This is a genomic window from Mitsuokella apri (assembly GCF_047974105.1).
Lineage (GTDB): Bacteria > Bacillota > Negativicutes > Selenomonadales > Selenomonadaceae > Mitsuokella.
On the sequence record NZ_JBHYRS010000011.1, the window covers coordinates 41,950 to 67,073 of the forward strand.

At 54.8% G+C, this 25,124-nt stretch carries 23 protein-coding genes; 6 read left to right on the forward strand and 17 right to left on the reverse strand.

Annotated elements, in window-relative coordinates:
- Positions 1-22: 22 nt before the first annotated feature.
- Entirely contained in the window at positions 23-550 is a 528-nt protein-coding gene (locus ACE419_RS11230) for an ECF transporter S component (protein WP_435722042.1), read from the forward strand.
- 47 nt (positions 551-597) lie between these two features.
- On the opposite strand, the gene ACE419_RS11235 is transcribed toward ACE419_RS11230, so the two are convergent.
- Complete coding sequence (locus tag ACE419_RS11235) at positions 598-1,269, reverse strand: hypothetical protein (protein ID WP_432646525.1); 672 nt, start codon at positions 1,267-1,269, stop codon at positions 598-600.
- Positions 1,270-1,510: 241 nt separating this feature from the next.
- On the opposite strand from ACE419_RS11235, the gene ACE419_RS11240 reads away from it, so the two are divergent.
- Positions 1,511-1,873, forward strand: coding sequence for a heavy-metal-associated domain-containing protein (locus ACE419_RS11240; protein WP_435722043.1), 363 nt, complete (start codon positions 1,511-1,513; stop codon positions 1,871-1,873).
- A 100-nt stretch (positions 1,874-1,973) separates the two neighbouring features.
- On the opposite strand, the gene ACE419_RS11245 is transcribed toward ACE419_RS11240, so the two are convergent.
- From ACE419_RS11245 to thiD, 10 genes are all read right to left on the reverse strand, one after another.
- The gene (locus tag ACE419_RS11245; protein WP_435722044.1) at positions 1,974-3,365 is read right to left on the reverse strand and encodes a GDSL-type esterase/lipase family protein; all 1,392 of its coding nucleotides are present in this window, start codon (positions 3,363-3,365) and stop codon (positions 1,974-1,976) included.
- Between the two features lie 171 nt (positions 3,366-3,536).
- Entirely contained in the window at positions 3,537-4,355 is an 819-nt protein-coding gene (locus ACE419_RS11250) for an SDR family oxidoreductase (RefSeq protein ID WP_304083290.1), read from the reverse strand.
- 69 nt (positions 4,356-4,424) lie between these two features.
- On the reverse strand, positions 4,425-4,793 hold the full coding sequence (locus ACE419_RS11255; protein WP_005840454.1) for a PTS glucitol/sorbitol transporter subunit IIA: 369 nt from the start codon (positions 4,791-4,793) through the stop codon (positions 4,425-4,427).
- A gap of 62 nt (positions 4,794-4,855) precedes the next feature.
- Positions 4,856-5,875: a PTS glucitol/sorbitol transporter subunit IIB gene (gene srlE, locus ACE419_RS11260; RefSeq protein WP_278962208.1), complete on the reverse strand. Its 1,020-nt coding sequence runs from the start codon at positions 5,873-5,875 to the stop codon at positions 4,856-4,858.
- Between the two features lie 78 nt (positions 5,876-5,953).
- Complete coding sequence (gene srlA, locus ACE419_RS11265) at positions 5,954-6,508, reverse strand: PTS glucitol/sorbitol transporter subunit IIC (RefSeq protein WP_005840451.1); 555 nt, start codon at positions 6,506-6,508, stop codon at positions 5,954-5,956.
- Between the two features lie 33 nt (positions 6,509-6,541).
- Positions 6,542-6,952 carry a transcriptional regulator GutM gene (locus tag ACE419_RS11270; RefSeq protein ID WP_435722045.1) on the reverse strand — a complete coding sequence of 137 codons (411 nt, stop codon included), beginning with the start codon at positions 6,950-6,952 and terminating at the stop codon, positions 6,542-6,544.
- A 19-nt stretch (positions 6,953-6,971) separates the two neighbouring features.
- Positions 6,972-7,910 (reverse strand): sugar-binding transcriptional regulator, encoded by a 939-nt coding sequence (locus ACE419_RS11275; protein WP_435722046.1) that lies wholly within the window; start codon positions 7,908-7,910, stop codon positions 6,972-6,974.
- A 427-nt stretch (positions 7,911-8,337) separates the two neighbouring features.
- Positions 8,338-9,186, reverse strand: a complete 849-nt coding sequence (locus ACE419_RS11280) for an IS3 family transposase (RefSeq protein ID WP_435722056.1) — start codon at positions 9,184-9,186, stop codon at positions 8,338-8,340.
- Complete coding sequence (locus ACE419_RS11285) at positions 9,186-9,551, reverse strand: hypothetical protein (protein WP_435722047.1); 366 nt, start codon at positions 9,549-9,551, stop codon at positions 9,186-9,188. Before ACE419_RS11285 ends, ACE419_RS11280 begins: the two co-directional genes overlap by 1 nt.
- A 197-nt stretch (positions 9,552-9,748) precedes the next feature.
- Entirely contained in the window at positions 9,749-10,555 is an 807-nt protein-coding gene (gene thiD, locus ACE419_RS11290) for a bifunctional hydroxymethylpyrimidine kinase/phosphomethylpyrimidine kinase (RefSeq protein ID WP_435722048.1), read from the reverse strand.
- Between the two features lie 268 nt (positions 10,556-10,823).
- On the opposite strand from thiD, the gene ACE419_RS11295 reads away from it, so the two are divergent.
- Both ACE419_RS11295 and ACE419_RS11300 read left to right on the forward strand, forming a co-directional pair.
- Positions 10,824-12,167, forward strand: coding sequence for an MFS transporter (locus ACE419_RS11295; protein ID WP_435722049.1), 1,344 nt, complete (start codon positions 10,824-10,826; stop codon positions 12,165-12,167).
- 171 nt (positions 12,168-12,338) lie between these two features.
- Positions 12,339-12,968, forward strand: a complete 630-nt coding sequence (locus tag ACE419_RS11300) for a flavodoxin family protein (protein ID WP_435722050.1) — start codon at positions 12,339-12,341, stop codon at positions 12,966-12,968.
- 88 nt (positions 12,969-13,056) lie between these two features.
- On the opposite strand, the gene ACE419_RS11305 is transcribed toward ACE419_RS11300, so the two are convergent.
- Positions 13,057-13,464, reverse strand: a complete 408-nt coding sequence (locus ACE419_RS11305; RefSeq protein WP_432647567.1) for a hypothetical protein — start codon at positions 13,462-13,464, stop codon at positions 13,057-13,059.
- Between the two features lie 65 nt (positions 13,465-13,529).
- Positions 13,530-15,680, reverse strand: coding sequence for an ATP-dependent helicase (locus tag ACE419_RS11310; RefSeq protein WP_435722051.1), 2,151 nt, complete (start codon positions 15,678-15,680; stop codon positions 13,530-13,532).
- Between the two features lie 229 nt (positions 15,681-15,909).
- Here ACE419_RS11310 and ACE419_RS11315 point away from each other — a divergent pair, with 229 nt between their 5' ends.
- Both ACE419_RS11315 and ACE419_RS11320 read left to right on the forward strand, forming a co-directional pair.
- Positions 15,910-17,457: a purple acid phosphatase family protein gene (locus ACE419_RS11315; RefSeq protein WP_435722057.1), complete on the forward strand. Its 1,548-nt coding sequence runs from the start codon at positions 15,910-15,912 to the stop codon at positions 17,455-17,457.
- A gap of 106 nt (positions 17,458-17,563) precedes the next feature.
- Positions 17,564-18,739: a YibE/F family protein gene (locus ACE419_RS11320; RefSeq protein WP_435722052.1), complete on the forward strand. Its 1,176-nt coding sequence runs from the start codon at positions 17,564-17,566 to the stop codon at positions 18,737-18,739.
- 91 nt (positions 18,740-18,830) lie between these two features.
- On the opposite strand, the gene ACE419_RS11325 is transcribed toward ACE419_RS11320, so the two are convergent.
- The 4 genes from ACE419_RS11325 to ACE419_RS11340 all read right to left on the reverse strand — a co-directional run bounded on the left by ACE419_RS11325 (position 18,831) and on the right by ACE419_RS11340 (position 24,893).
- Positions 18,831-19,067: a hypothetical protein gene (locus ACE419_RS11325; protein WP_435722053.1), complete on the reverse strand. Its 237-nt coding sequence runs from the start codon at positions 19,065-19,067 to the stop codon at positions 18,831-18,833.
- 163 nt (positions 19,068-19,230) lie between these two features.
- Positions 19,231-21,450 (reverse strand): SF1B family DNA helicase RecD2, encoded by a 2,220-nt coding sequence (gene recD2 / locus ACE419_RS11330; protein ID WP_435722054.1) that lies wholly within the window; start codon positions 21,448-21,450, stop codon positions 19,231-19,233.
- 62 nt (positions 21,451-21,512) lie between these two features.
- A complete protein-coding gene (locus ACE419_RS11335; protein ID WP_435722055.1) occupies positions 21,513-23,510 on the reverse strand; it encodes an ABC-F family ATP-binding cassette domain-containing protein in 1,998 nt (665 codons plus the stop codon).
- 72 nt (positions 23,511-23,582) lie between these two features.
- Entirely contained in the window at positions 23,583-24,893 is a 1,311-nt protein-coding gene (locus ACE419_RS11340) for an LCP family protein (protein WP_432648270.1), read from the reverse strand.
- Between the last annotated feature and the right edge of the window lie 231 nt (positions 24,894-25,124).

The window sequence follows — 25,124 nt, forward strand, 5'->3', positions numbered from 1 at the left end:
TGAAACAGAAAGAAGGATTCTTATGACATCATCTGTAAATCATTCTACCTCTATGACAACGCGTGACCTCTGCCTCGCCGCTGTCATGACGGCCGTCGTCTTCCTTGCAACCTTCGTACCGCGCATCCCCATCCCGCTCGGCTATGCACATTTAGGCGATGCAGCGATCTTTCTCATGGTTCTGTTCCTCGGACGCCGCGAAACACTGATCGCCGCCTGCTTCGGCTCGGCTCTTTCGGACCTGTTAGGCGGTTTCCCGCTCTGGATTGTGCCGACCATCATCATCAAATTCTTCATGGCCGACATCGCCTGGCGCGTCATCCGCCCGGATATGAAACAATCCGGCGCCGTGCGCCTGCTCGCAGGCTTCCTCATTGCTTCCGTCTGGATGGCCGCAGCTTATACGCTCTTTGGTGCCCTGCTCTATGACAGCCTCGCATCCGGCCTCGCCTCGGCCCCCGGCCTCATCGCCGAAGGTGTCTTAAACAGCATCATCGCCGTGGTCGCAGCCGGCATCCTCAAAAAAACACCGCTCGGACAAAAAAATTAATCCCTCAAATGTCACGAAAAAAGCTCCTCAAATGAGGAGCTTTTGTTTTACTGCCATCCCTGCAGAGTCCAGTAATCTTCAATTCCCTTGACGACAGGAGGGAACATTTCTTCAATATTGGAGATGCGCATGACCTGGAAATGGCCGTCTTCGTGCTGCATGAGCTCAGCCTTGACTGTCATCTCCGGAACGAGCCGGCCGTAATCGGAATCATCCCCCTTGATTGTGAACGTCGCTTCCGCCCAGTCACCCTTCCGTTCCACATTATCGAGCTTGGCCGTATAGTGCTGCGTGAATTTATCGGCTTCTCCGGCCAGCCACTGCGCCTTCTGGTCATTCTCCCCAATCGGGGTCAGTGACGGGTTCAGGAAGAATTCAAGGCTGCGATTGATGAAAACGATATCATCATTGCGCCTTTCAGCAATATACTTCTTCATGAAAGCTGTATCATGGCGGAAGAACCAGTCCTCCGGATATTCCTTCTGCAGTACGCCAATATCGCGTGCCAATATCTCAGTGCTCATATCATAACTCGTCGTCACGATAGAAGAAAGGTCGGCATAGCGCTGCACCTTACTTTCATCATGTTCTTTTACGCCCTCCATCAGCTGGTCGAGAGCATATTCCGGCGTGCGTGCCGACTGGTAGCAGTAACCGCTGACACCAATCGCCACGAGTACAAGTATCAGGATGGCAATAAATCCCTTCCTGCGTTTCATAGAAAAACCTCCCTATAATAAAAAAGGGCACAAATCTCCCACTTTATAAGGGTATTTTAACAGGCTTTTCTGAGGATTGTCTGGATAAGTACAAAAGTCAGCTCACAAAAATCACCATTTTTGCATTCCGTCCTAATTGAATGTGAAAGTGATTCCCGCTATTGACTTATACCCCTAACTGGTATATGAATAAAGATGAAGTTGATTTTCATTGACATTATATAGCGTAGGGGGAATTCTTATGGCAACAGCAATTGTCGGTGTCATCGTTCTGGTCGCTCTTTATTTCGCTTTCAAAGGCGTCATCAAGCATTGGCGAGGAGAAAGCAGCTGCTGCGGCGGCGGTGCTATCACGCCTCCACCAAAAAAGGAACTCAAAGGCACAATTGTTGATACGAAAATCGTCGATATCGAGGACATGACCTGCGGCAACTGCAAAATCCGCGTAGAACAGGCCCTTGACAGCATCGACGGGGCAGCGGCCGAAGTCAATCTGCACCGCAATCACGCCGTCGTCAAGATGACACGAGAAGTCAGCGATGACGAAATCCGTCAGGCTCTCGCCGGCAGCGGTTATACGATTACGGGTATCCATACAAAATAAACACTGTACGAAAAATCCGCATCCAAAATGGACGCGGATTTTTCGTTTATTTCGTTTATAACCTTGTGGAAATCGTCAAATCAATTGCACTGGCATTCATTTAGGAACGCACGGGCTTTTTCATCAGACTCTGCGTTACCCAGGGAAAAGTCGCCTCAAGGTAAGCGCCGATCTTCTCGCCCATGGATTTCTTAGCTAAATAGTCCGGATGCAGACCATCTGTCGTATAGTCCGAACGCAGCCAGCCGCGCTCGTCGGCAAGGGCACTCGCGACATCGACAGAATACGGCTGTTTCTTGACCCAGTCGCAGACATACTGCTGATGTACGAGCCAATCCGGTGTCGGATGTTCAATGCCGGCCCGATGAATCATCAGGCTCGGATTGATGGGCGTCGGCGTCACAAATACGGGGATGATGCCGTAGGCCGCGCACTTCTCCTTGAGGGCCTTGAGATGCTGCACGACCGTCCAGCCGTATGTGCCGGCGCGGTAGTCGTTGACGCCGCCCATGATGACGAGGATGCGCGGCGAGAACGGCAGGACATCGTGCTCGAAGCGGTCGATCATGTCCTGCGTCGTATTGCCGCTGACGCCGAGGTTCTTGATGGGCACAGGGGAATACGTCTCCCAGTTGTAGAGCGGGTCCGAGGGCGGCACGCTCATGACGCCGCCGCCGTGCGTGATGCTGTCGCCGAGCGCGGCGATCGGCGTCGGCGTAGTCACCGTAAAGCCATTCTTCGCCGACCAGTCGCTCAGCGGTGCACCGTCCGCATCCACGGAGCGCACGCGCCAGTAGTAGCGGCCCGGCGTCGTGTAGGCATCCCAGTCGTAGACGTCGTACTCACCGGCCTGCAGCGTCTTGAGGTACATGTCCTGCGAGCCCTCCTCGCGGTAGACCTGCACTTCGTGGTGCTTGGCACCCGGCATCGGGATCCATGCGTAGACGGGGTACTCGGCCGCATAGTCCATCTTGTCGTACGCTGACGTCGCGAGCGGTGCCGTCGGGTTCAGCGTGCCAGAGGCAATCGGCTGCGGCGTGGAGTACGAGTTGACGGGATTGCCGTTGTAGTCAAGTCCGCGTACCTTCCAGTAGAAATTCGCCGCGGCCTTGCCGTAGCGGCTCACATCGATGTCGACGCCGTTGGCGAAGATCTGGTTCTGCGTCATGATGACATTCGTCAGCGTGTCATCGGCCGAGCCGAGCAGCTCGACCTTGTACTTGACGGCTCCCGGCACGTGGTCCCAGACGAGCCGGACACTGCGGATATCGACCGACGGCCCCTTGGCGGCCTCGGCTTTGGCCGCTGCCTCAAGCTGCTGCGCCGCCTGCGTCTCCGTGACGGCCGGCTGCTGTCCTGCCTTCTCCGCGAGCACCGACGTCGCCGTGACATGGCCGTTGTCGCCCGTAGCTGCCTGCGTGGCCGTCGGCAGCGCCAGTCCCGCCGTCAGGCAGCAGAAGCCCAGCAGCTTCGCGATTCTCTTTATCTTCATCGTATCTCTTCCTTTCTGACATTGCCTTTTCATCTTATCACGCCTGACACCGTCAGGCAAATTTTTCGACGTGCCCATGAAAAAAGGATGCACTCAGCCACAGAGTGCATCCCAAGACCAAAAGGATATCAAAGGATATAAGGATTGTATGGGGATAGATGTGAACGGGTATCATCCTCTCGTCTTGCCGCCCGCGACGTTGTAGGTGACACCGTGGATGTAGGAAGCGCGGTCGCTCGCTAGGAAGAGCACGAGGTTGGCGACTTCGGTGAGCTTGCCGCTGCGGCCGAGCGGCGTCGTCTTCGTGTTCTTGTAGCCCTTACGCAGGTCCTCGACGGTGATGCCGCGCGTGTAGGAGAGTGCCTCTTCGTAGGCCAGCGTACGCAAGCCCGTGGCCTCGAGGATACCCGGCGCCACGCCGACGACGCGGACGTTGTAGCGGCCGAGTTCCTTCGACCAGGAGCGCGTGAAGGAGTTGACGGCGTTCTTCGTCGCCGCGTAGATGCTCTGGCCCTCCGAGCCCTCGAGGCCGCTCTCGGAGCTCATGTTGATGATGACGCCCTTGCCGTTCTTGACGAATTCATGGCCGAGGGCCTGCGCCATGAGGTAGACGCCGCGGATGTTGACATTCGTGACCTTGTCGTAGACACGCTCATTGAGCTCATACTTGCCGTACGGGTCCTTGGGGTCGACGAGCAGGCACGGGATGTTGATGCCGGCGTTGTTGACGAGGATGTCGAGCTTGCCGAACTTCGCCTTGGCCTTCTCGACCATCGCGCGGACGCTCGCGGCCTTCGTCACATCCGTTACGACGTAGAGCACGTCGCCGCTGCCCTCGCCGCGCTCGAATTCCGGCTCTTTGGGGTTCATATCGCAGACGACGACATTCGCGCCGTTGTCGAGGAACGACTGGACCACCGTCTTGCCGATGCCCGAAGCACCGCCCGTAACCACTGCTGTTTTACCTTCCAGATTCAACCATGAAGCCATGACTATCTCTCCTATCTTGCTTGTCTTTTGTCTTGCTTTACTTGTTCTAGCCGGACTTTCCCCGGGCACTCAGGGCTTATAGATGGCGATCTCCTCGCCCGGCTCGATGTCGCCGACCTCTTTGTTCTCGAGGTAGAGGCTGCCCTCCAGATTCTCGCCTTCCTCATTGGCATTGAAGCGCAACGTGATGTGGCCGAGGTCGCGCAGGTTCTTCTGGACCTGGCTGCCAACGTAGACGATCTTGTAGTCCGTCTTGCCGAGCCGGAAGATGTCGCCGGGCTCTACCGTGTCCTCGAGCTTGTTGCCGCGATGCAGGACGCAGTACTCGCGGAGTTCCTGCGGCGCGTTCTCATTGAACAGGATGAGCATGCGCGCGCCTTTAAACGCGTGGACCTGTGTGCCGAGTTCCTGCACGATGGTGCTGTAATACTTTTTCATGAGATTACCTCCTGTTTATATGCAATCAAATGGTGTAAGAGTTCGTATATTCGCTCGCGCTCTCAGCCCTCATAGAGTCCAAAACTGGCCAGCCAGGCGAGGATGACGGAAAGCGGGCCCGTGATGAAGCGGGAATAGAGCACGGACGGCACGCCGACTTCGACGGTCTTGGCGTCGGCTTCTGCGAGGCCGAGGCCGACCGGGATGAAGTCGCAGGCGCACTGTGCGTTGATGGCGAAGAGTGCCGGCAGCGCGAGGTGCGGCGGGATGGCCCCCTTGCCGATCTCAACACCGATGAGCACGCCGATGACCTGTGCAATGACAGCGCCCGGTCCGAGAAACGGAGAAAGGAACGGGAAGGAGCAGATCAGAGACAGGATGATGAGGCCGCCGACGTTGCCGGCCAGTGGCACGAGCAGATGCGCGATGATGTCGCCGATACCGGTCGAGAGGATGATGCCGATGAGCATGGAGACAAAGGCCATGAACGGCAGGATCGTCTTGATCATCGTGTCGATGGTCTCGCGGCCGGCCTGATAGAAGACGGCGACGATGCCGCCCATGAACTGCCCGACCTTCGCCATGAAGCCGGCCTGCTGCTCCGAGATCTTCTTCGACGTGTCGTAGTGGCGGCCGCTGACGCCGCCCGGTGCCGCTGTATCTGCTGCCTGCTCTTCTGCCGGTGCATGGTCAATCGGGACTTCCTGCCCCTCGGCAAAAGCCAGGTCCTTCTCGCGCACCGCCGAGACGTAGATGTCCGGCTTGATGTACTGCGCGAGCGGACCGCTCGGGCCAGTCGGGTTGAGGTTGATGGTCTGGATACGCTTCTGCGGGTAGATGCCGCAGCGCAGCGTGCCGCCGCAGTCGATGACGACAGCGAGGATCTCGTCGTCGGGGACGCTCGTCTTGAAACCGTCGACGAGCTCGCAGCCCGTCATCTCGGCCAGCCGTTTGGCGACAGGCGAGATGACGCCGCCCGTGATGTTGACGATCTTGTTCTGCTTTGCGTCAGGGTGCAACTTGAGCGGGCCGCCGAAGCCGCCGGAACCAGCCGTAACGATGACGTCTTTATACTCTGCCATGATGCTCTTCTCCCTTTTCATATGTCACATATGTTCATATAATGTACTATCATTGAAAATTTTTTACGCAGCCGCGCTTCAGTCCTTCGTCGCGACGAGCTCCTTGCTGAGCTTCACGCCCTGCTGCTTCTGCACGTAGGCCGTCATGAAGTCGGTGATCCAGCCGCGCAGGAAGTTGATGACGATGCCGATGAGGAAGTAGCGCAGCGCGAGGTCGACGGTCGGCAGTCCGAGCGCCGAGATGCCGTTGGCAATGCCGAGGAAGACGAAGAGCTCCGCTGGGTCGACGTGCGGGAACAGGCCGTTGAGCGTGTGGCAGGAGGCCGAGGCCGCTGCGTAATACGATGGCTTGTAGTACTCCGGCAGGAATTTGCCGAGCGACAGGGTCATCGGATTGCAGAAGAAGAACGTGCCGACGACCGGCAAGAGGATGTAGCGCGTAACGACGTTGCCACCGCAGATGCGCGCGAATTTCTCGATCTTCTCGTGGCCGACGAAGGCGATGATCGAGTTCATCGCGACGAGCAGGCATACGAGCGTCGGGATGATGCCGCTGACCCAGCCGACGAAGGTCTCACCGCCCTTGTTGAACATGCCGATGAAGCCCTGTGCCAAGAAAACCATTGTGTCCATCAAAATCTCTCCTTTTTCTTTTTCCCTTATTTTTTATCTTCTAGCGGGAGTAAGTTGTTGCTCCCGCTGGAGTTTCTGGTACGAAAGATAATCCTGACGCGCACTCAGGGCCGCCTTGATCTGCTGGCGCGTGAGCCCCTGCTCCTCGCAGAGCGCTTCGCTGAGGTCGAGCAGATTCAGCCCGTTCAATGCGGAGAAGGGGCGGCATTTGGCAAAGACGGTGACGCCCTCCATGATCTCCCCTTTGACGATGCGGCAGTCCGCATCGATGCAGAGCAGCACGATAGCACCTGCAAGGAAGCGGCCCTTCGCCTTGCCGATGGCCACGGGTCCGGATTGACGGAGCTCCTTGAGCCGACGGTTGAAGCGGCGGAACTGCCAGAGCGTCAGTGCCGTCTGCAGCACCCAGATTGCGATGGCCGCGATGAATAAGGTCCACATCATGAATCTCTCTCCTCTCTCGTCATTCATGCAGCAAGATGGTCGCTGTCGACTCATCGGTGATCAGCACATTGATGAGGTGGCCGTGCAGTGCGCCCATGATGGCCGGCACCTTTTCGCGCGAAGCAGCCATGCCGATGCAGTACGGCAGATTCCGCAGGGTATCGAGCGGCACAGCGATCGTGCGGTCTGTGAACGGGGTCTGCACGGGCTCGCCGTCCTTGTCATAGAAGACCGAGCAGATTTCCCCGACGGCGCCGGTCCGGCGCATCGAGTCGATGGCGTCACGGCCGAAGTAGCCAGCCCAGACGAGGTTCGACGATTTGACCGGCGCACCGATGCCGACGATCGCGATGTCGAGCCGCTGCCAGAGCTGCGAGATTTTCTCGTAGTTCGCGTCCTGCAGGATGGCGTCGCGTATCTCCGACGTGCGCGTGATGGCCGGCGCGTAGATGAAGTGGCTGCGGCCGCCGACAGCTTTGGCCATCTCGTAGCAGATCGTGTTGACATGGTGGTCGCTGTCGATGCTCTCCGGGCCGCCGTCGATCGGCACGAAGTCGATGTCGAGCTGCGGCATCTTCTCGCGGTGCGCGCGCTTCGTGAGCTCCTGTATCGTGGAGCCCCAAGCCATGCCGATGATCTGGCCGTCGGCCATGATGCGGCGCAGCAGGTTGAGCCCGGCCTGCGCCATGCTCTGCTTGATGGCGAGCATGTCGTAGCTCTTTGGCACGACGTACGCCTCACGCAGGCCGAAGCGCCGCTCCAGCGCCGCTTCGATTTCCTCGTACGAATCGCTCTCGACCTCGATCTTGACGATGCCGTTGTTCATCGCCTTCTTGAGGTACTTGCTGACCGTCGTGCGATCGACACCCATGCGCCTCGCTATCTCGCTCTGCTTCATGTGATCGAGATAGTACATGCTGGCCGCCTTGATCAGGATGCGTTTCTCCACTGGCATCATGGCAATCTCCCCTCCTCTGTATCCGCCCCACATTGACTTTCACATTCGTGAAGTTTTTTCTCGTTTGCTCTCTTGTTGAGTCTTATACTAGCAGGACAGCGCCAGATTTACAATCATTTTGCCGCTTTTTCCAACGTATTTTCTGCTATTCTCAATGAATTTCTCAATTACTTTCACATATATTTTAACTCTGTCACTTTTGTGCGCAAACAAAAAAGCCCCTTGTGGGGCTTTTATCGATAACGAGGCGATGGGCGGGGGCATCTGTTTCGCCTGCAGAAGTGCAGTAGTCAACACTTTTTGGACACGACTACATAAAATCTAATCACTTATTATTTTGGTTTTATACATCTAGAGCAGCGCCCCGGACATCGCTACTGAAATTGCAGGACAGCAGCTGCCTTAGAATTGGGCATTCATCAACAAATCATGCGGCATGCGCTTCTCTGTACTGTTTTGGAGTAAGATGATTCAGCGAATACGCCGGACGCTCTTCATTGAAAAACACAATGTAGTCGTCAATTTCCTGCTCTACTGGTTTTTCGCCGGTAACATGGAGGTCCATAAACAGCTCAGCTTTAATCCAGCCGTTAATGGACTCCATGGCAGCATTATCCGTAGGCGTTCCAGCGCGCGACATGGAGCGATTCACATACATGGGCAGAAGCTCGTTATACGCCTTCGAGGCGTAAACGGAGCCCTGGTCACTATGAAGAATCATTTTGTATTCAGGATGAGTTTTCTTGAGTTCGAGAAGATTTTCCAATCCGCTTATGTATGTCATCCAGTCTCCACGCTTCGCTGACAGGGCATGGCTGACAATCTCATTGTTCCAGAGGTCCATGTACAAGGTCAGCTCATAGTAGATACCCTTGACACAGAACGCGGTCATGTTGCTGACAATGCACTGAAGTGGCCCGTCAATGCTGAGTTCTGCAGAAAGCAGATTCGGGAATATTCTTCCCGGATCGCCTGGCTTCTTATACTTGTAGTGCTTTGCCTTGCTCTTTATTCCCGCAATCCTGCAGCATTTATGCGCATACGGGTCAGAAAAGGCAACGCCAGTATCCAGATGAATCTTGGCATTCAGCCACCGGTAACCATGAGAAGGATACTTCAGATGGTATTCTGTAAATAGCTGGATGTTGTCAATCAAACGCTTGGTTCTTGGTGCTGGGGCTCCGAGATGCTTTTTCCAATAGTAGAAACTGCTGCGGTTAATGCCCATAGCCCTGCATAGGAGCTTCACTGTAAATTCTCCGGATAGCTCAAGGATTACTTGGTATTCTTGCTGCTGTAGCGAATTACCGAACCATCTCCCTTCACTTCGTACCCTTTTTTTAGTCGGGCCTCCGCTATGCGTGCCTTGATCAGCTCCTGAATCAGTTCGTCTTTTGACATGGATTCATATGCTTCGAGATTATAAGGTTCTGGTTTATTCTTTTGTTGAATCAAATTCTTTTCTCTGAAAGACATAGGCCCTTGTTTAGAAGCCAACTGATTTTCATCGCGGTACATCCGCATATAATCTCGAGCTGTCGAGGGACCAATGCCGTACTGCTTAGCTGCTTCATACTTGGTAATCTCACCGTCATAGATGCGACGGCCTATATCCAAGCGTTGTTCTTTTGTGTACTTCATAGTAAGCCTCCTGGTCTAAACTGGGAGTAGCTGGTGTTTAGAAACTATATATCTTTTGTCTTGATTATACAGTTTCTGTGTCCAAAAGTTACCCCCTCCGTGTCCAAAATAAGCTTACCACTTCAGAAGCGAAGCGACCGCCCGAAGGGCTGAGCGCCAAAGCCGAAATAGATGCCCCCGCCCCGCTACGATGTCACTCAATTCTCGAAGAAATCGCCATGAAGATTCCAGCCGTGATCGACGGGGCCATTGCCCTTGCCGAGGTCCATCTTGGCGAGCAGCGCTCCGAACAGGTACGACTTCGCGCGGCCGATCGACTCGTCGAGGTCGAAGCCCTTCGCGAGGTTGGCGGCAATGGCACTCGACAGCGTGCAGCCCGTGCCATGCGTGTTGGGGTTCGCGACGCGCGTGCCGCGATACCACTTCTCCCCTTCGCCGCCTGCGAGGACGAGCAGGTCGCTCGCGTCGTCCGCGAAGTGACCGCCCTTGGCGAGCATATTGACCTTGGCCTCTGCGGCGATCTTCTTCGCCGCCTGCTCGAAGGCAAACTCATCCGCAATCTCTGCCCCCGTCAGGACGCTGAGTTCGGGAATGTTCGGCGTGATGACCTCGGCGAGCGGGAAGAGCTCCTGCACGAGCACCTCGATGGCCTCGTCCACGAGCAGCTTGGCGCCACTCGTCGCGACCATGACGGGGTCCACGACGACATGCTCGGCCTTATAGGCCTTCAATTTATCCGCGATGACATGGATCAGCGCGGGCGAGGCGACCATGCCGACCTTGACGGCATCGGGCCGTATGTCCTCGAAGACCGCATCGAGCTCTGCCGCCAGGAACTCCGGCGTGGCTTCCTGCACCATGCGGACGCCCTGCGTGTTCTGCGCCGTCAGCGCCGTGATGGCGCTCATGCCGTAGACACCGTTGGCCAGCATCGTCTTGAGATCCGCCTGCACGCCGGCGCCGCCGCTCGAATCGCTGCCCGCGATCGTCAGTACTTTCTTCATATGAATCCCTCCTGCATGTCACGAAAAAATTTAACACATCCATCTTACAACGCAAGTCCCTGCTCTGTAAAGGAAATCCGTCGATTCTCTTCGGTTTCACTCGGTTTCGCCCGACTCATCGATGAGTTCATCCGACTTCGCGAAGGCCTCTTGCATTTTGCCCAAAATCGACTACAATAACAGTAATGCAATCATCTGTCATGACAGTTGATAAAAAGATATTATCTTCATTTTTCGTTCAGGGATTTTTGGGAAAGAGGTTGTTTGCATGATTCTCGAACGCTTGGAAGCACTGCCTGTCGGCTCCTTCCAGTACAAGCTGCTCATGGTCACGGGCCTCGGCTGGCTCTTTGACTCGATGGACACGGGCCTGATTGCCTTTGTTCTGCCTGTCTTGACAAAGGACTGGGGGCTCTCGCCCGCGCAGGCCGGCTGGATTGGCTCAATTGGTCTCATCGGCATGGCGCTCGGCGCTGTGCTCGCCGGCACGGTCGCCGACCGCATCGGCCGCAAGAAGGTCTTCACCATCACGGTGCTGCTCTACAGCATCTCGACAGGGCTCTGCGCCCTTGCTTGGAGCTATGAGTCGCTGCTCGTCTTCCGCTTCCTCGTCGGCTTCGGCCTCGGCGGGGAGCTGCCGGTCGCCGCGACGCTCATGAGCGAGTACGCGCCGAGCCATCTGCGCGGCCGCTTCATCGTCCTGCTCGAGAGCTTCTGGGGCGTCGGCTGGCTCGTCGCGGCCTGCATCGCCTACCTGCTGATCCCGCGCTTCGGCTGGCAGATTGCCTTTGTCATCGGCACGATTCCGGCGCTCTACGTCTTCCTCATTCGCCTGCACATGCCGGAGTCCGTGCGCTACCTGATCTCGCACGGCCGCATCGACGAGGCCAAGGACATCATCCTCGAACTCGAGCGCAGACTCCATGTCGAAAGCCGCCCGTTTGCCAGCCACCTCAGCCCTGCGGAACTCGAGCAGCCCAAAGCCGCTGCCACGAGCTTCACGACGCTCTGGACGAAGCCGTTCCGCACGCGCACGGTCATGCTCTGGCTTGCCTGGTTCGGCATTGTCTTCAGCTACTACGGTATCTTCATGTGGCTGCCGTCCATCGTCTTCGCGCAGGGATTCGCCGTTGTCAAGACATTTGAATACGTCCTCATTATGACGCTTGCCCAGTTGCCGGGCTATTACGCCGCAGCCTGGCTCGTCGATGTCATCGGCCGCAAATACACGCTTTCGCTGTTCCTGCTGATGTCCGGCATCTGCAGTTTCTTCTTCGGCAATGCCGCCACGGCTTCTAGCCTCCTCATGTGGGGCGCGGCCATGAGCTTCTTCAACCTCGGTGCCTGGGGTGTCATTTACACCTATACGCCGGAACAGTATCCGACGACCATCCGTGCACTTGGTTCCGGCTGGGCTGCAGGCTTTGGCCGTATCGGCGGCATGATTGCTCCGATGCTCGTCGGCCTCATGCTTGCCAATACATTTGGCATGAGCACGATCTTCCTGATGTTCGCCTCGGTCTTTGTCATCATCTCTGCCGTCGTCCTCACACTCGGCAAAGAGAGCAAGCAGAAGACACTCGAAGAGCTCGAAGAAGCCTACGAAAACTGATTTCCCAAACTTATCACCTATACTCACACCTATCTATGAAAACAAAAGCGGATCTGCCTGTTTACCGGGCAGACCCGCTTTTGTTTTCATGAGTCAGAAGGATTTTGCCGCTGAAACGCGAAGTAGATTAACATATACGAGCAAACAAGTTTTTATCTGAGGTGACTTAGGATGAGCAAAATTCTTTTGGTGAATGGCAGCCCGCACGAAAAAGGCTGCACGTATACGGCACTCCACGAAATGGCTGAGACCTTTGCCAAACTCGGCGTCGAGACCGAACTTCTATGGCTTGGCAAAAAGCCCCTGCAGGACTGTATCGCCTGCAATCAGTGCATGAAAACAGGGCACTGTGCTTTTTCTGACATCGTCAACGAAACGGCTGACAAACTCAGGGATTTTGACGGCCTCGTAGTGGGTTCCCCTGTTTACTACGGCGGACCTACGGGCATCGTCACGAGCTTCCTCGACCGGCTGACTTTCAGCTGCACGAAAGATGCACGCCTGCAGGGCAAACTCGCTGCCTCCATTGTCTCCTGCCGCCGCGGCGGCGCGACAGCCGCTTTCGACCGTCTCAACAAATATTTCCAGATGAGCAATATGGCCGTCGTCGGCTCTCAGTACTGGAATCAGGTACACGGCTTTACCCCGGACGATGTGCGCAAAGACCTCGAAGGCCTGCAGACCATGCGCACCCTCGCCCGCAACATGGCCTGGCTCGCCAAATGCATCGAAGCGGGCAGACAGGCCGGCATTGATTATCCGCCGCATGAGCCCGTCATCATGACAAATTTCATCGACTGAACGCGGTCTTTCCAGCATAGAAGGGAGCCCTGCTTTATGAGCAGGGCTCCCTTTTTTTCTTTATGCCGTTTGTCCTTTTGGGATGAACTCAGTTCAGCACCACATAGCCAATGACAAAACTGATGATGAACAGGATGAAGTAAATGATGATGGCCTTGTTGCTGAGCCAGTCATTCTCGAGGTCCACATCCGGCATCTCGATTTTGTGCAGGTCGACATGGGGCATATTGACATGCGGGACTTCGACATGAGGCATTTCCACGTGCGGCATGTCAACATGCGGCATCTCCATATGAGGCATCTGCGGCTTCGCTGCCTGCGGCAGCTGCGTCGTGCGAATGCGTGCCCGCAGCTCCGGAATGAGCGGCACGACAAATACCAGTGCCGCGAGAATCACGGCACCGCTGACGCTCACGAGCTTCATGGCAATGACACCAACCAATATCCCGATGGCAATGCCAAAGCACAGGACTTTTTTCTCTCTATCGTTTATCATATATGAACACATCCTTTGCCTGCTAGTATAGCATGATGACTTTGGAAGGACAAGATGACGGCTTGTCAGATTTTCTGCAGTTTGACGCGGAAGGCAATGCTGCGGTTTGTCGCGAGTTCGTCAAAGTGGATGACATACGCTCCCTTCTCACGGTCGAGGGCCACAACCGTGCCGTCGCCGAAAACGCGGTGTGTCACGCGGTCGCCCTCTCGAAAGGCTGCAGGTTCTGCCTGACGCGAAAGACGCCGCTTCGAAGCCATGACAAAATCCTTCGCATCGCGCACGAGCTTTTCAGGAAGCGGCGCCGTAAAGTCGAGAAGCTGCGGGTCAATGTCGAGAATAAAACGCGAAGGATAACGCATGGAGCCGTCGATATTGAGCCCTTCGGCATCCGAAAGATACAGGCCTTTTTCGGCGCGCGTCATGGCGACAAAAGCCAGACGCCGCTCCTCCTCCATCGCTTCGGGCGTGCGCGTCTTGCGCGACGGGAATACACCTTCATTGAGGGCACAGAGAAAAACATAGGGAAACTCCAGTCCCTTGGCCGTATGAACCGTCATGAGCCGGACTTTGTCGCCCGGCTCCCCGACATCCTGATTCGTAAACAGTGCGGCGTGATTGAGATAGTCGGTAAGCCCCGCTTCTTCGCCGCAGCTGACCTCATATTCGTGCACGGACTGCTTGAGCTCCGCGAGATTGTCAAGCCTTGCCTGACTGCCCTCCGTGCGCAGCATGGCCTCATAGCCGCTCAAATCCAGCACTTTCGCAAGGACCTCCGAAACAGCTTCTCCCTGTGCATCTTCTGCCAAATTCTCGACGAGGGCAATAAATTCTCGCGCCTTTGTGCCTTTCCAGACAGGGTCTTCGATACTGGCTTTCATGGCCTCAAAGAGCGTCAATTGATGTTCTTCGGCAAACGATGCGAGGAATTTGCGCCGCCGCTCGCCGATATTGCGCTTCGGCACATTGACGACTCGCAGGAATGACAGATCGTCGCGGTATGCCAAAAGGCGCAGGTAACAGAGGGCATCCTTGATTTCGCGCCGCGCAAAAAACTGCACACCGCTGTAAATCGTATAAGGGATTTCGGCCTTCAGGAGCTGCTCTTCGATACTGCGCGTGATGTAATGGGCACGGTAAAGCACCGCGATATCGCGGTATGCCGCACCGCCCTGATGCAGTTTCGCGATTTCACCGGCCAGCCACGAAGCCTCTTCCTTAGCGGCCGCGGCATGATGGCAGACGACCTTTCGGCCGTGCGGCAGTACGGGCACGAGGTCTTTTTCGACGCGGCTCGTATTTTTGGCGATGAGGGAATTGACGGCCGCGAGAATTTCCGGCGTCGAACGGTAATTCTCAAGCATAAAAATCGTCTTCGTGCCCGGAAAATGCGCTTCAAAGTCAAGAAGATAACGGCCAGAAGCTCCGCGCCAGCTGTAAATCGTCTGGTCAGGGTCCCCGACGACGAAGAGATTCTTATGCCAGCCGCAGAGAACGTTCATCAGGCGGTACTGCGGCTCGTCAATGTCCTGAAATTCATCGATCATGATGTACTCAAGGCGCTGCTGCCATTTTTTGCGGATGTCCTCATGCTCGGCAAAGATATGCAGGGAAAATTTGATCAGGTCATTGTAGTCGAGCCCAAAACATTTCTTTTCTTCATATAAATACCCGTAAAACAGGATGTCCTGTTTTGTCTGGGCCTTATCGTATTTTTCCTTGAGCTCCGCAAGCGGCAGTGCAATGAGTTCCTTATAATAATCGGGCTGCTGCACGAGTTTGCGCATCTCGAACATATCGCGCGCCTGCCCGTAGGTCATATCGCGCAGCGTGAGGCCCCGTTCCTCGTAAATCTTCGCGAGCATATCGTCAATATCGGCGTTGTCGAGTACGAGAAAACTCTTGGGATAACCGACAGCATAGCTGTCTTCCTGCAGAATCGATACGCAGAAACCATGGAATGTGTTGATATAGCCCGTATCGTTGTCGCCGGTCAGGGCGTGAATACGGCTGCGCATTTCCGTCGCCGCTTTATTCGTGAACGTCACGCAGAGGATATTGCCCGGCAAAATGCCGAGTTCTTCCACTAAATAAGCAAAGCGGTGCGTAAGGGCCCGCGTCTTGCCCGAGCCGGCTCCTGCCAAAACACGCACGAATCCTTCCGTCGTCGTGACGGCCTCGCGCTGCGCTGCATTGAGCCCCGAAAGTATGTCCAAATTCAGCTCATCTTCCTGATTTTTGCCATCCATTATTATCCCCCGCCTTTTTCTATCGTTATGTCCATTCTATCACATCCTGCCATGCTGCTCATGACAGGAATAACAAAAACTTTACAGAGGGATAACAAAGAAAACGTCTCCAAATGATAAAGTAAAGTCAGTAAACAAAACAAGCCAACAGACAAAAGGAAAGAGTTGTATTTATCGAGGAGGGTACTTCATGTCCATGAAGCTTTTCAAGAACAAAAAACGTCTTACCGCCTATGTACTCGCTGCACTCTGCGTTGCCTCGACGGGTTTTGCCGCCACGGAGCATTGGAACGATGCCTCGACGACGCCGAACGCTGTCGTTGCTACGCAGGCCGGCGACGAAAACTGGGAACAGTGGAAATCGAGCTGGGAAAACATCAAGGGTGACTATGAGCAGGTCGCCATCGCTCCCGGCAAAGACGCCACGCAGATGAACTTCGCCTGGTACTCGAAGGACAAGGCAAAAGCTGCTGAAGTCCGCATCTCCACGAATGAAGATATGTCCAATGCCCGTTCGTTCCTCGGTACTTCCAAAGAGGGCACGGTCATCGACGGCACGCAGTACTACACGAACAAGGCTTCCGTGAAGGACCTCAACCCGGACACGACGTATTATTATCAGGTCAAAATCGACGGTCAGTGGCAGGATGCCCAGTCTTTCAAGACGGGCAATCCGGATGACTTCAGCTTCATGTACGTCGGCGACCCGCAGATTGGCGCTTCCAAAGGCCAGACTTCTTCCGAGGGCAACAAGCAGGACGGCGAACTCGCCACGCGCAACGATGCCTACAATTGGAACAAGACGTTGAACAGCGCCCTTGCCCAGCATCCGGAAATCAACTTCCTCGTCTCCCCTGGCGACCAGATCAATGAGCCTGCTGAAGACCAGTCCGCTGCCAAGATTCATCTGCAGGAGACGCAGTACGCAGGCTATCTCTCGGCCAAGGCACTGCGCAGCCTGCCAGAAGCCACGAGCATCGGCAACCACGACAGCATGACGACAGGCTACCAGAACCACTTCAACGTGCCGAATCCGTTCACGGAAGAAGCCAATCCGACCAAGGCAGGCCATGGCTACTACTACACGTACGGCAATGCCCTGTTCATCGTCATCAACGCCAACAACTACAATGCGGCTGACCATGAAGCCCTCATCAAGAAGGCTATCAAAGCTCATCCGAATACGAAATGGCGCATCGTCGTCATGCATCAGGACATCTACGGCACGGGCCTTGACCATTCCGACTCCGATGGCATCCTGATGCGCACGCAGCTTACGCCGATTTACGATGCCAACAAAATCGATGTCGTCCTGCAGGGCCATGACCATACGTACGCACGCACGTACCAGCTCTCGAGCGACGGCAAGCAGCATGCTTCCTTCGATGACTACAAAGTCAAGGGACAGCAGGGCCAACATCACAACATCCTCAACGAAGCCCTCAAAGACAGCACGAAGAAAGATGCCTATGAGAGCCAGAACCTCTGCTACACGATTGCGGACATGCAGCAGGGCACACTCCACAATCCGAAAGGCGTTTTCTACATGTCCTCGAACTCCGCTACGGGTTCCAAATTCTACAATCTGATTCCGCAGCAGCAGGACTACATCGCCGCCCGCAGCCAGAACTGGCGCCCGACGTACTCCGTTGTCCACATCACGAAGAATCAGTTCAGCATTGACACCTACGATGCCGAGACCGGTACGCCGATCGACCAGACTTACAGCATCGTCAAAGACTAAGCTTTCCCCCAGAGTATATCCCTCTGATCCCATAAAAGAGACCTCTGACCTCTGTCTCAGGTCTCTTTTGTAATATGCAATATGAACGATGAAAGGATTCTTTTCTATGAAGCCACAATCCCTTGCCAAAATAAAGGCCTTCTTAAAGCGGCTGGCCGTCGTCGGCATTGTTTTTGCTTTGCTCGCAGGCCTCCTGCAGCTCAACAATGTCACAAAACCATCTCTTGTTAACACGGATGGCCGCACGTTCACAAAAGCCGTCGTCACCGATATCCTGCGCGATAATGTACAGGAAAACGGCAGCCGCATCGGCGACCAGATTGTCGCACTGAAACTCGCAGACGGCACGGAAGTCACGGCGAACTGCCCGAACGGACTTCTCTTCGGCACGGTCTGCGAGCCCGGCATGTCCGTCGTCGTCATCGCGAGCAAAACGGGCAGTCTTTCTTCCTATACGGTCTACAGCTACGACCGCATGACGGCCGTCATTGCCTTCCTTGCGTTCTTCTGCCTGCTCCTGATGCTCGTGGGCGGACGCAAGGGCGTCAAATCCGTCATTGCCCTCGGCGCGACCTTTGCCTGCTTCCTCTTTTTCTTCTTTCCCTTGCTCATGCACGGCTTCTCGCCAATTTTTGCCGCCATCATCACCTCGACGCTGATTCTCTCTCTGACCGTCTTTTTGATCTGCGGCACGACGAAAAAAGCTCTCGCAGCCGGCCTCGCCTCCTTTGGCGGCGTGCTCTCGGCCGGCATTGCCGCGGAAGGTTTCGGCCGTCTCGCACATCTTTCGGGCTACAATGTGCCGAACATCGAAGCCCTGCTCTTCATCAGCCAGAATACGAAAATCGATGTCGGGGAACTGCTCTTTGCCGGTATCCTGTTCGCCAGCCTCGGCGCCGTCCTCGATATCGCCATGGATGTTTCCGCTGCGGTCGCCGAAATCCACGATGAAAATCCGGAAAAGCCGGCACAGTCTCTCTTCAAAAGCGGCATGCGCGTCGGTCAGGACGTCATGGGCACGATGGCCGCGACCCTGATTCTCGCGGTCTTCGGCGGCAGCCTCGGCACCTGGGTGCTCGATTATGTCTACGACCTGCCCTTCCTGCAGCTTCTCAATTCCAACAGCCTTGACATCGTCATCATGCAGGGTCTGTCGGGCGGCATCGGCGTCATCCTGACCGTCCCGCTTGCCGCTGCTTTTTCTGCCCTGCTGCTCCGGCATGCCCTCGTCTCAAGCAAACAATCCGAAACCGCAAAAAACGCAAAAATCTCAGAAGCCTGAACGACATAATAGAAAATAAAATAAAAAACAAGAACCTCCGCTGCTATCCCCTGCAGCGGAGGTTCTTGCTTTAGGTATTTCCGAAGACCAATCAGCGGACTGCTGCCTGACCGTTATCGCTGACTTCTGCGACACCAGCCTTGCCGTTTTCATAATAGGCAACTTTATAAGCCGTACCGCTCTCCGTCACGTTTTCCACCTCAGCCTGCGGATGCATGGCCTGCACCGTCTCAGCAGCGATGTCTTCCGTGACTTTCGGCGTGCCCTGCAGCATGAGCAGGCCGCCCCATACACATAAACCAATGATTGCAAAAATACGGTTCTTCATGATACCAATCCCTTTCCATTTATGGTAAATCTTCTTTCCAGGGACTAGTATACTCTATTATACGGAAATTGTTTACACTTTTGCCGGAAGTATTATGTATTCTTATAAAATTGTGCTACAATTATGATTAATTGTAGCACTTACGATGCACACTGTGCATTTCTCAGCCCTTTGCTCCATAATAAAGGCGTTCTGCAAGCAACGTATAGCGTTTCCGCGTACGGTCATTGCTGACTGCCGTATTGAGCGCGGCTTTGGAACCAAGCAGAATGACTTCACGCTTCGCTCTCGTCACAGCGGTATAAAGGAGATTGCGCTGCAGCATAATATGATGTGCCGGCATCAGAGGCAGAATCACGACGGGATACTCACTGCCCTGACTTTTGTGAACGGTCAGGGCATAGGCCAGCTGCAGTTCCTTGTACTCCGTCCCCTCGTACTCCACTTCGAGCTCTTCGCTGTAATGAACGGTCATTTTGCCCGGTTCAATGGCCATGATAAAACCGATATCGCCGTTAAAGACCTGTTTGCTGTAATTATTCTTCGTCTGAATGACTTTGTCGCCGAGACGGAAGGTCTGCGTGCCATTCGTGAGTTCCGGCCGATGCGGTGATTTGGGGTTCAGTGCGGCCTGCAGGACGCGGTTAAGATTATCCGTACCGCAGGCATTGCGGTGCATCGGCGACAGGACCTGGATATCGGTAAGCGGGGAAAAGCCCTGCTTCGGCAGGACTTCCGCGCACAATCTGACGATTTCAGCAGCCGCGGTTTCCTCGTCCGGCATCTCCCAAAACTGGAAATCCCCCTGCGGCGAGCAGATGGGCAGACGGCCGGCATTGATGGCATGGGCGTTCATGATAATGCTGTTGTCGCCCCGCTGACGGAAAATATCCGTCAGGCGCACACTCGGAACGACGCCGGAGCGCAGAATATCCGCGAGGACTGCCCCCGGACCGACCGAAGGCAACTGGTCGACATCGCCGACCAGAATGACGTGGGCACCATCGGGAACAGCCGACAGAAAATGCTGCATCAGGACAATGTCCATCATCGACACTTCATCGAGGATGATGATATCGGCTTCAAGCTGTTCGTCCTCATTTTTGCCAAAAGCAGGAGCCCCCGTGCCGCCTGCCCCCTGTGCTTCCAGCAGTCGGTGAACGGTCATGGCCTTTTGACCTGTCGCTTCTGCCAGGCGCTTTGCCGCACGCCCCGTCGGCGCGCCCAAAAGGACCGTAAGGCCCTGAAGCTGCAGTAGGTCGAGCATGCCGCGCACCACAGTGGTCTTACCGGTACCAGGGCCGCCTGTCAGGATAAAAACTCCGTACTGCAGGACATCTTCCAATGCTTCTTTCTGCTTATCTGCCAGATGGATGCCTGAGATCCGCTCCCATTTCTCCACCAGAATGCCAGGATCTTCCTCCATCGGAATGTCATCCGCGTATTTCTGCAGATAGAGCAGTTTGCGCGCGACTTTATTCTCCGCGCGGTAAAGATACTGCGGATAAATCAAGGTCTGTGCTCCTACATATTCCACGGCGAGCTTCTTTTCAGCCAACAGGGCTTTGAGGACTTTGCGCACGGTTTCCTTATCAAGGCCCAGGAGTTTTGCTGCCAGTTCAGCCAGATTTTCTTCCGGCAGACAGCAATGTCCCTTCTGCGCAATATCCTGCAAGGCAAAATCGATGCCCGCGGCGATGCGGTAGCGGTTGTCGGGGGCGATGCCAAGACTTGAAGCAATCGTATCGGCAATTTTGAAGCCAATACCCTCGACTTCACTGGCCAGCTGATAAGGATGATTTTCGAGCGTATCAATGGAGAACGAACCGTATTTCTTAAAGATACGTGCGGCATACGTGCCGGAGATATGATGAGATTCAAGCCAGAGCATGATGTCGCGAAGCTCTGACTGTGAAGCATAAGAAGAAGTTATTTTTTCAATCGTCTTTTTGCCGATGCCAGCAACCTCGTGCAGTCTTGACGGCGATTTCTCGATGATATTCAGCGTATCACGCCCAAATTTTTCCACAATGCGCCTTGCCAGCGCCGGCCCAATGCCATCGACAACGCCGGAAGCGAGAAAACGCTCGATTCCCTCCGCGCTCGACGGTGCCTCGATGCGCATGCCCGTGACCTGAAACTGCAGGCCATAGCGCTTATGTGTGACCCAGCGGCCGCGCAGATGGAGCTGTTGGCCGACAAGGGGAGCCTCTGCGTTGACTGTCGCCGTTATACGGCTGTTCTGGCGATTAGGCTTTAATCGGAATACGCAAAACCGACCGTCGTCGCTGGCAAAAATGATGCTTTCCACGACACCCTCTACGACTTCTTCGACGTTCAGTCCCGGCAGGGACTGCTGGATTTCTTCTTTCTTCTTCGGCATGGGCCCCTCCTTCCGGCAGCTATCGGCCATATCTCATATACAGACATTCTCCACTATATTATTTATGCCTCTGTCAAGCGTTCCCACTTCTCATAGCGCTGCTCGATTTCTTTTTCCTTGGCAGCATAGGCCTCGGCGATTTCCTGACTCTGCTGCGGGTCCGACTGTACAGCAGGATCGTTCATCTGGAATTCCAGCCCTTTAAGCTCGGCTTCTGCCATGGCAATCTCCGCTTCGGCACGCTGAATCATTTCTTCTCGCTTCTGCTCACTCATACTCTGAATGCGGCCAAGCTCTGCGCGTTTCTTTTCTTCCGCACGCCGCTTTTCCGCTTCTGCTTTTTGCTTGGCTGCCTCCGAAGATTCCTTCACAGCATCCTTTTTATGTGCAGATTTTTCCTTTGCTTTGCGCTTTGCTTCTTTCTCTGCCTCGGCTTTTTCCTCCGCTTCCTGCTGCTCGCGTGCCTCTTCTTCAGCAAGCTCTTTCTTCATTAAATAATAGCTGTAATTGCCAAGATACTCCGTGAGCCTGCCGTTCTCGAGTTCGAGCGTGCAGTTTGCCACCTTGTCGAGAAAATAGCGGTCATGCGAGACGGCTAAGAACGTCCCCGGAAAAGCCATCAGGGCTTCCTCGACAGCTTCGCGTGCAGGGATGTCGAGATGGTTTGTCGGCTCATCGAGCACGAGGAAATTCGCACCCGTCAGCATGAGCTTCAAAAAGGCCACACGCGACTGTTCGCCGCCGGAAAGGTCCCCAATGCGGCGCAGGACCTCATCCCCGTGAAAAAGAAAGGCCCCGAGATAGCGCCTTGCCTGCTCCTCATTGATGCCGTACTCGTAGATGAGCTCATCGAGGATGGTATTGTCCATGTGCAGGCCTTCATGCTGCTGCGAGAAATAGCCAATCTTGACGCGGCTGCCGATCTTGACACGCCCCGTCGGCGATTCAAGCTCGCCCACGAGAATGCGCAGCAGCGTCGTCTTGCCCGCACCGTTCGGACCGACAAGGGCCACGCCGTCGCCGCGACGGATCAGCATTGAGATGTGATCAAAAATCTTATGGCTGCCAAACGACATTGAGACATCTTCAAGTTCTGCCACGCGCTGCGCACACTCGGGCGGCTTGTTCAGGGCAAAATAATTAAACGAGGCATCCTCCGGCGGCAGCACGATGCGCTCGAGGCGGTTGAGCTGGCTCTGGCGGCCGCGCGCCTGTTTGCTCTTGATGCCGGCCTTATAGCGGCGGATGTATTCCTCGGTCTTTTTGATATGCTCCTGCTGCTTTTCATAGGCAGACTGCAGCGCCGCACGGCGCTCCGTCTTGACCTTCATATAATAGGTATAATTGCCGTCGTAATTCGTGACGGTCCTGCCGGCGAGCTCCAGAATGCGCGTCGCCACGCGGTCGAGGAAGTAGCGGTCATGCGAAATGATCAGCACGCCGCCGGCATAACTGCGCAAAAAACCTTCGAGCCATTCAATCATGTGAATGTCGAGATGATTCGTCGGCTCGTCGAGGAACAGGAAATCCGGTTCGCGTAAAAGTGCCTTTGTCAGGCAGATGCGCGTCTTCTGTCCGCCGGAAAAGTGTGCGACATTCTTCTCAAAGTCGTCTTCCGTAAAGCCGAGTCCAAACGCCACGCGGCGGATCCTGCTTTCATAATCGTAGCCGCCGAGCATTTCAAAACGCTCCACGACCTTGCTGTAGGCCTTCATCATCTCTTCATCATGGTCGACAGCAATCTTTTTTTCAAGTTCTTTCTTGCGTTCCCCCAGCGCAATGACATCGTCAAACGCGCGCAGGAATTCCTCATAAAGTGTGCCGTCGCCAAAATCAGCCTGCTGCTCGACATAGCCAATCGTCGCGGCTTCATCAAGCTGCACCGTGCCGCCATCGTATTCTTCCTGACCGAGCAGGCAGCGCATGAGCGTCGTCTTGCCAGCGCCATTGGCCCCGACAAAGCCGACTTTATCCCCGCGCGCAACTTCAAAACTGACATCATGGAATAACTCATCGATACCAAAGGCCTTTTTGAGCCCTGTTACCCGTAACATTGCCAAATACATCCACTCCAGTAAAATCTTCGTATTGTTCGTATTGCGAGAAAGACGGAGCAGGTGCTCCGTCTCAAATCATTTCCCTTTTTTGTGATAATCCCGGCCAATATTGACGACGGCCTGATTCGAACTGCCGCCATCGCGAATGACGCAGGCAAACGGCATGCCGTAAAATACATCGGTATTGCGCGTTGACGTCGTAATCGTCGTCGTCGGGTTCGAACTGGTTTTGCCCGTTTCGACGCCCGAGATGATGAAGCCCTTTTTCTGCAGAGCCGCAGCCACTTCCGCACCGGCACCGTCAATGCCGCTGGAATTGATGACCATGACCGAAATCTCCTCCGGTTTCATGGGCTCGTCGTCTTCATCTTTCTTCTCTTTATCCGTCAGTTTCGTGCCGCCATTTGTTTTATGGGCAAGCAGTTTGAGGTCCTTAGGCAAATCTGCGTCATACTTGTCTTCCGCTTCCTGGGCCTCCTGCTTGGCAGCATCGGTCAAAGTCAGGCCGAGCTCGGATGCCAGAAGATCCCGCACATCTGTGATATCGGGAATCCAATAACTGATATCCTTATGATAAGCCGGCTGCCCCGGCACCATCTGTGCTTCTAAGCCGTTCGCCTGGAACGTCTTCATCATTTTCGCAAAACTCAAAAGTTCCGTGACCGACATATCGGTCTTGACCGCACTGCTGACTTCCTTGACAATATCCGGCAGGCGCGGCAAAATTTCCGGCGACAGCACCTGCTCCACGACCGCCTTCATGAATTTTTGCTGACGGCCAATGCGGCCGATATCCCCCTCGCCATCGCGGTAGCGCACGTACTGGATGGCCTTCTTGCCATCCATATGCTGCTCGCCGGGATAGAGGTCAATGACCAGGCCGCCGTTATCATCCCAAGGATCCTCATAATGCATGCGTTTTTCAACATTGATATCAACACCGCCGATCGCATCAATAATGCGTTCGAAGGATTTTGTATCAATGATGACGTAATGATCCATGGGCACGCCGAGCAGCCCTTCCACCGACGATTTCGTCAGTTCATGGCCGCCATATGCGTAGGCGTGATTGATTTTATCGTAACCATGCCCGTCAATTGCCACGCGCGTATCGCGGGGAATTGAAAGCAGGGCTGCCTTTTCTGCCGTCTGGTCGATGGATGCCACCATCAAAGTATCGCTTCTGCCCACATCATCCTTGCGGCTGTCCACACCCATAATCATGACATGAGTAATCTGATGGTCTGTATCACCAATTTCACGAACAGACGCTTTATGATGTGTAGCGGCATAACAGCCGACAACAACAGCTATGATCACGACGAAAATCAAGCCCAGCCATTTGATTCGCCGAAAACTGCGCTTCTGCTTGCGCGTCTTACGCATCCCCACCGCTCCTTGTGCTAAAATAATGAAACGTTACAACTTATTCAGTATATCAAATATAGAAGTTATCTGCAAATACGAAAGTCGTTTCCATATAATAGGAAAGCATTATATCGTTCTCATACGAAAAAAGCTCCGCTTTCGCGGAGCCCCTCTTAACCGGCAACTTCCTATCCTCCCAGTCCGTCTCCAGACAAGTACTTTCGGCCTCTGAATGCTTAACTACTGTGT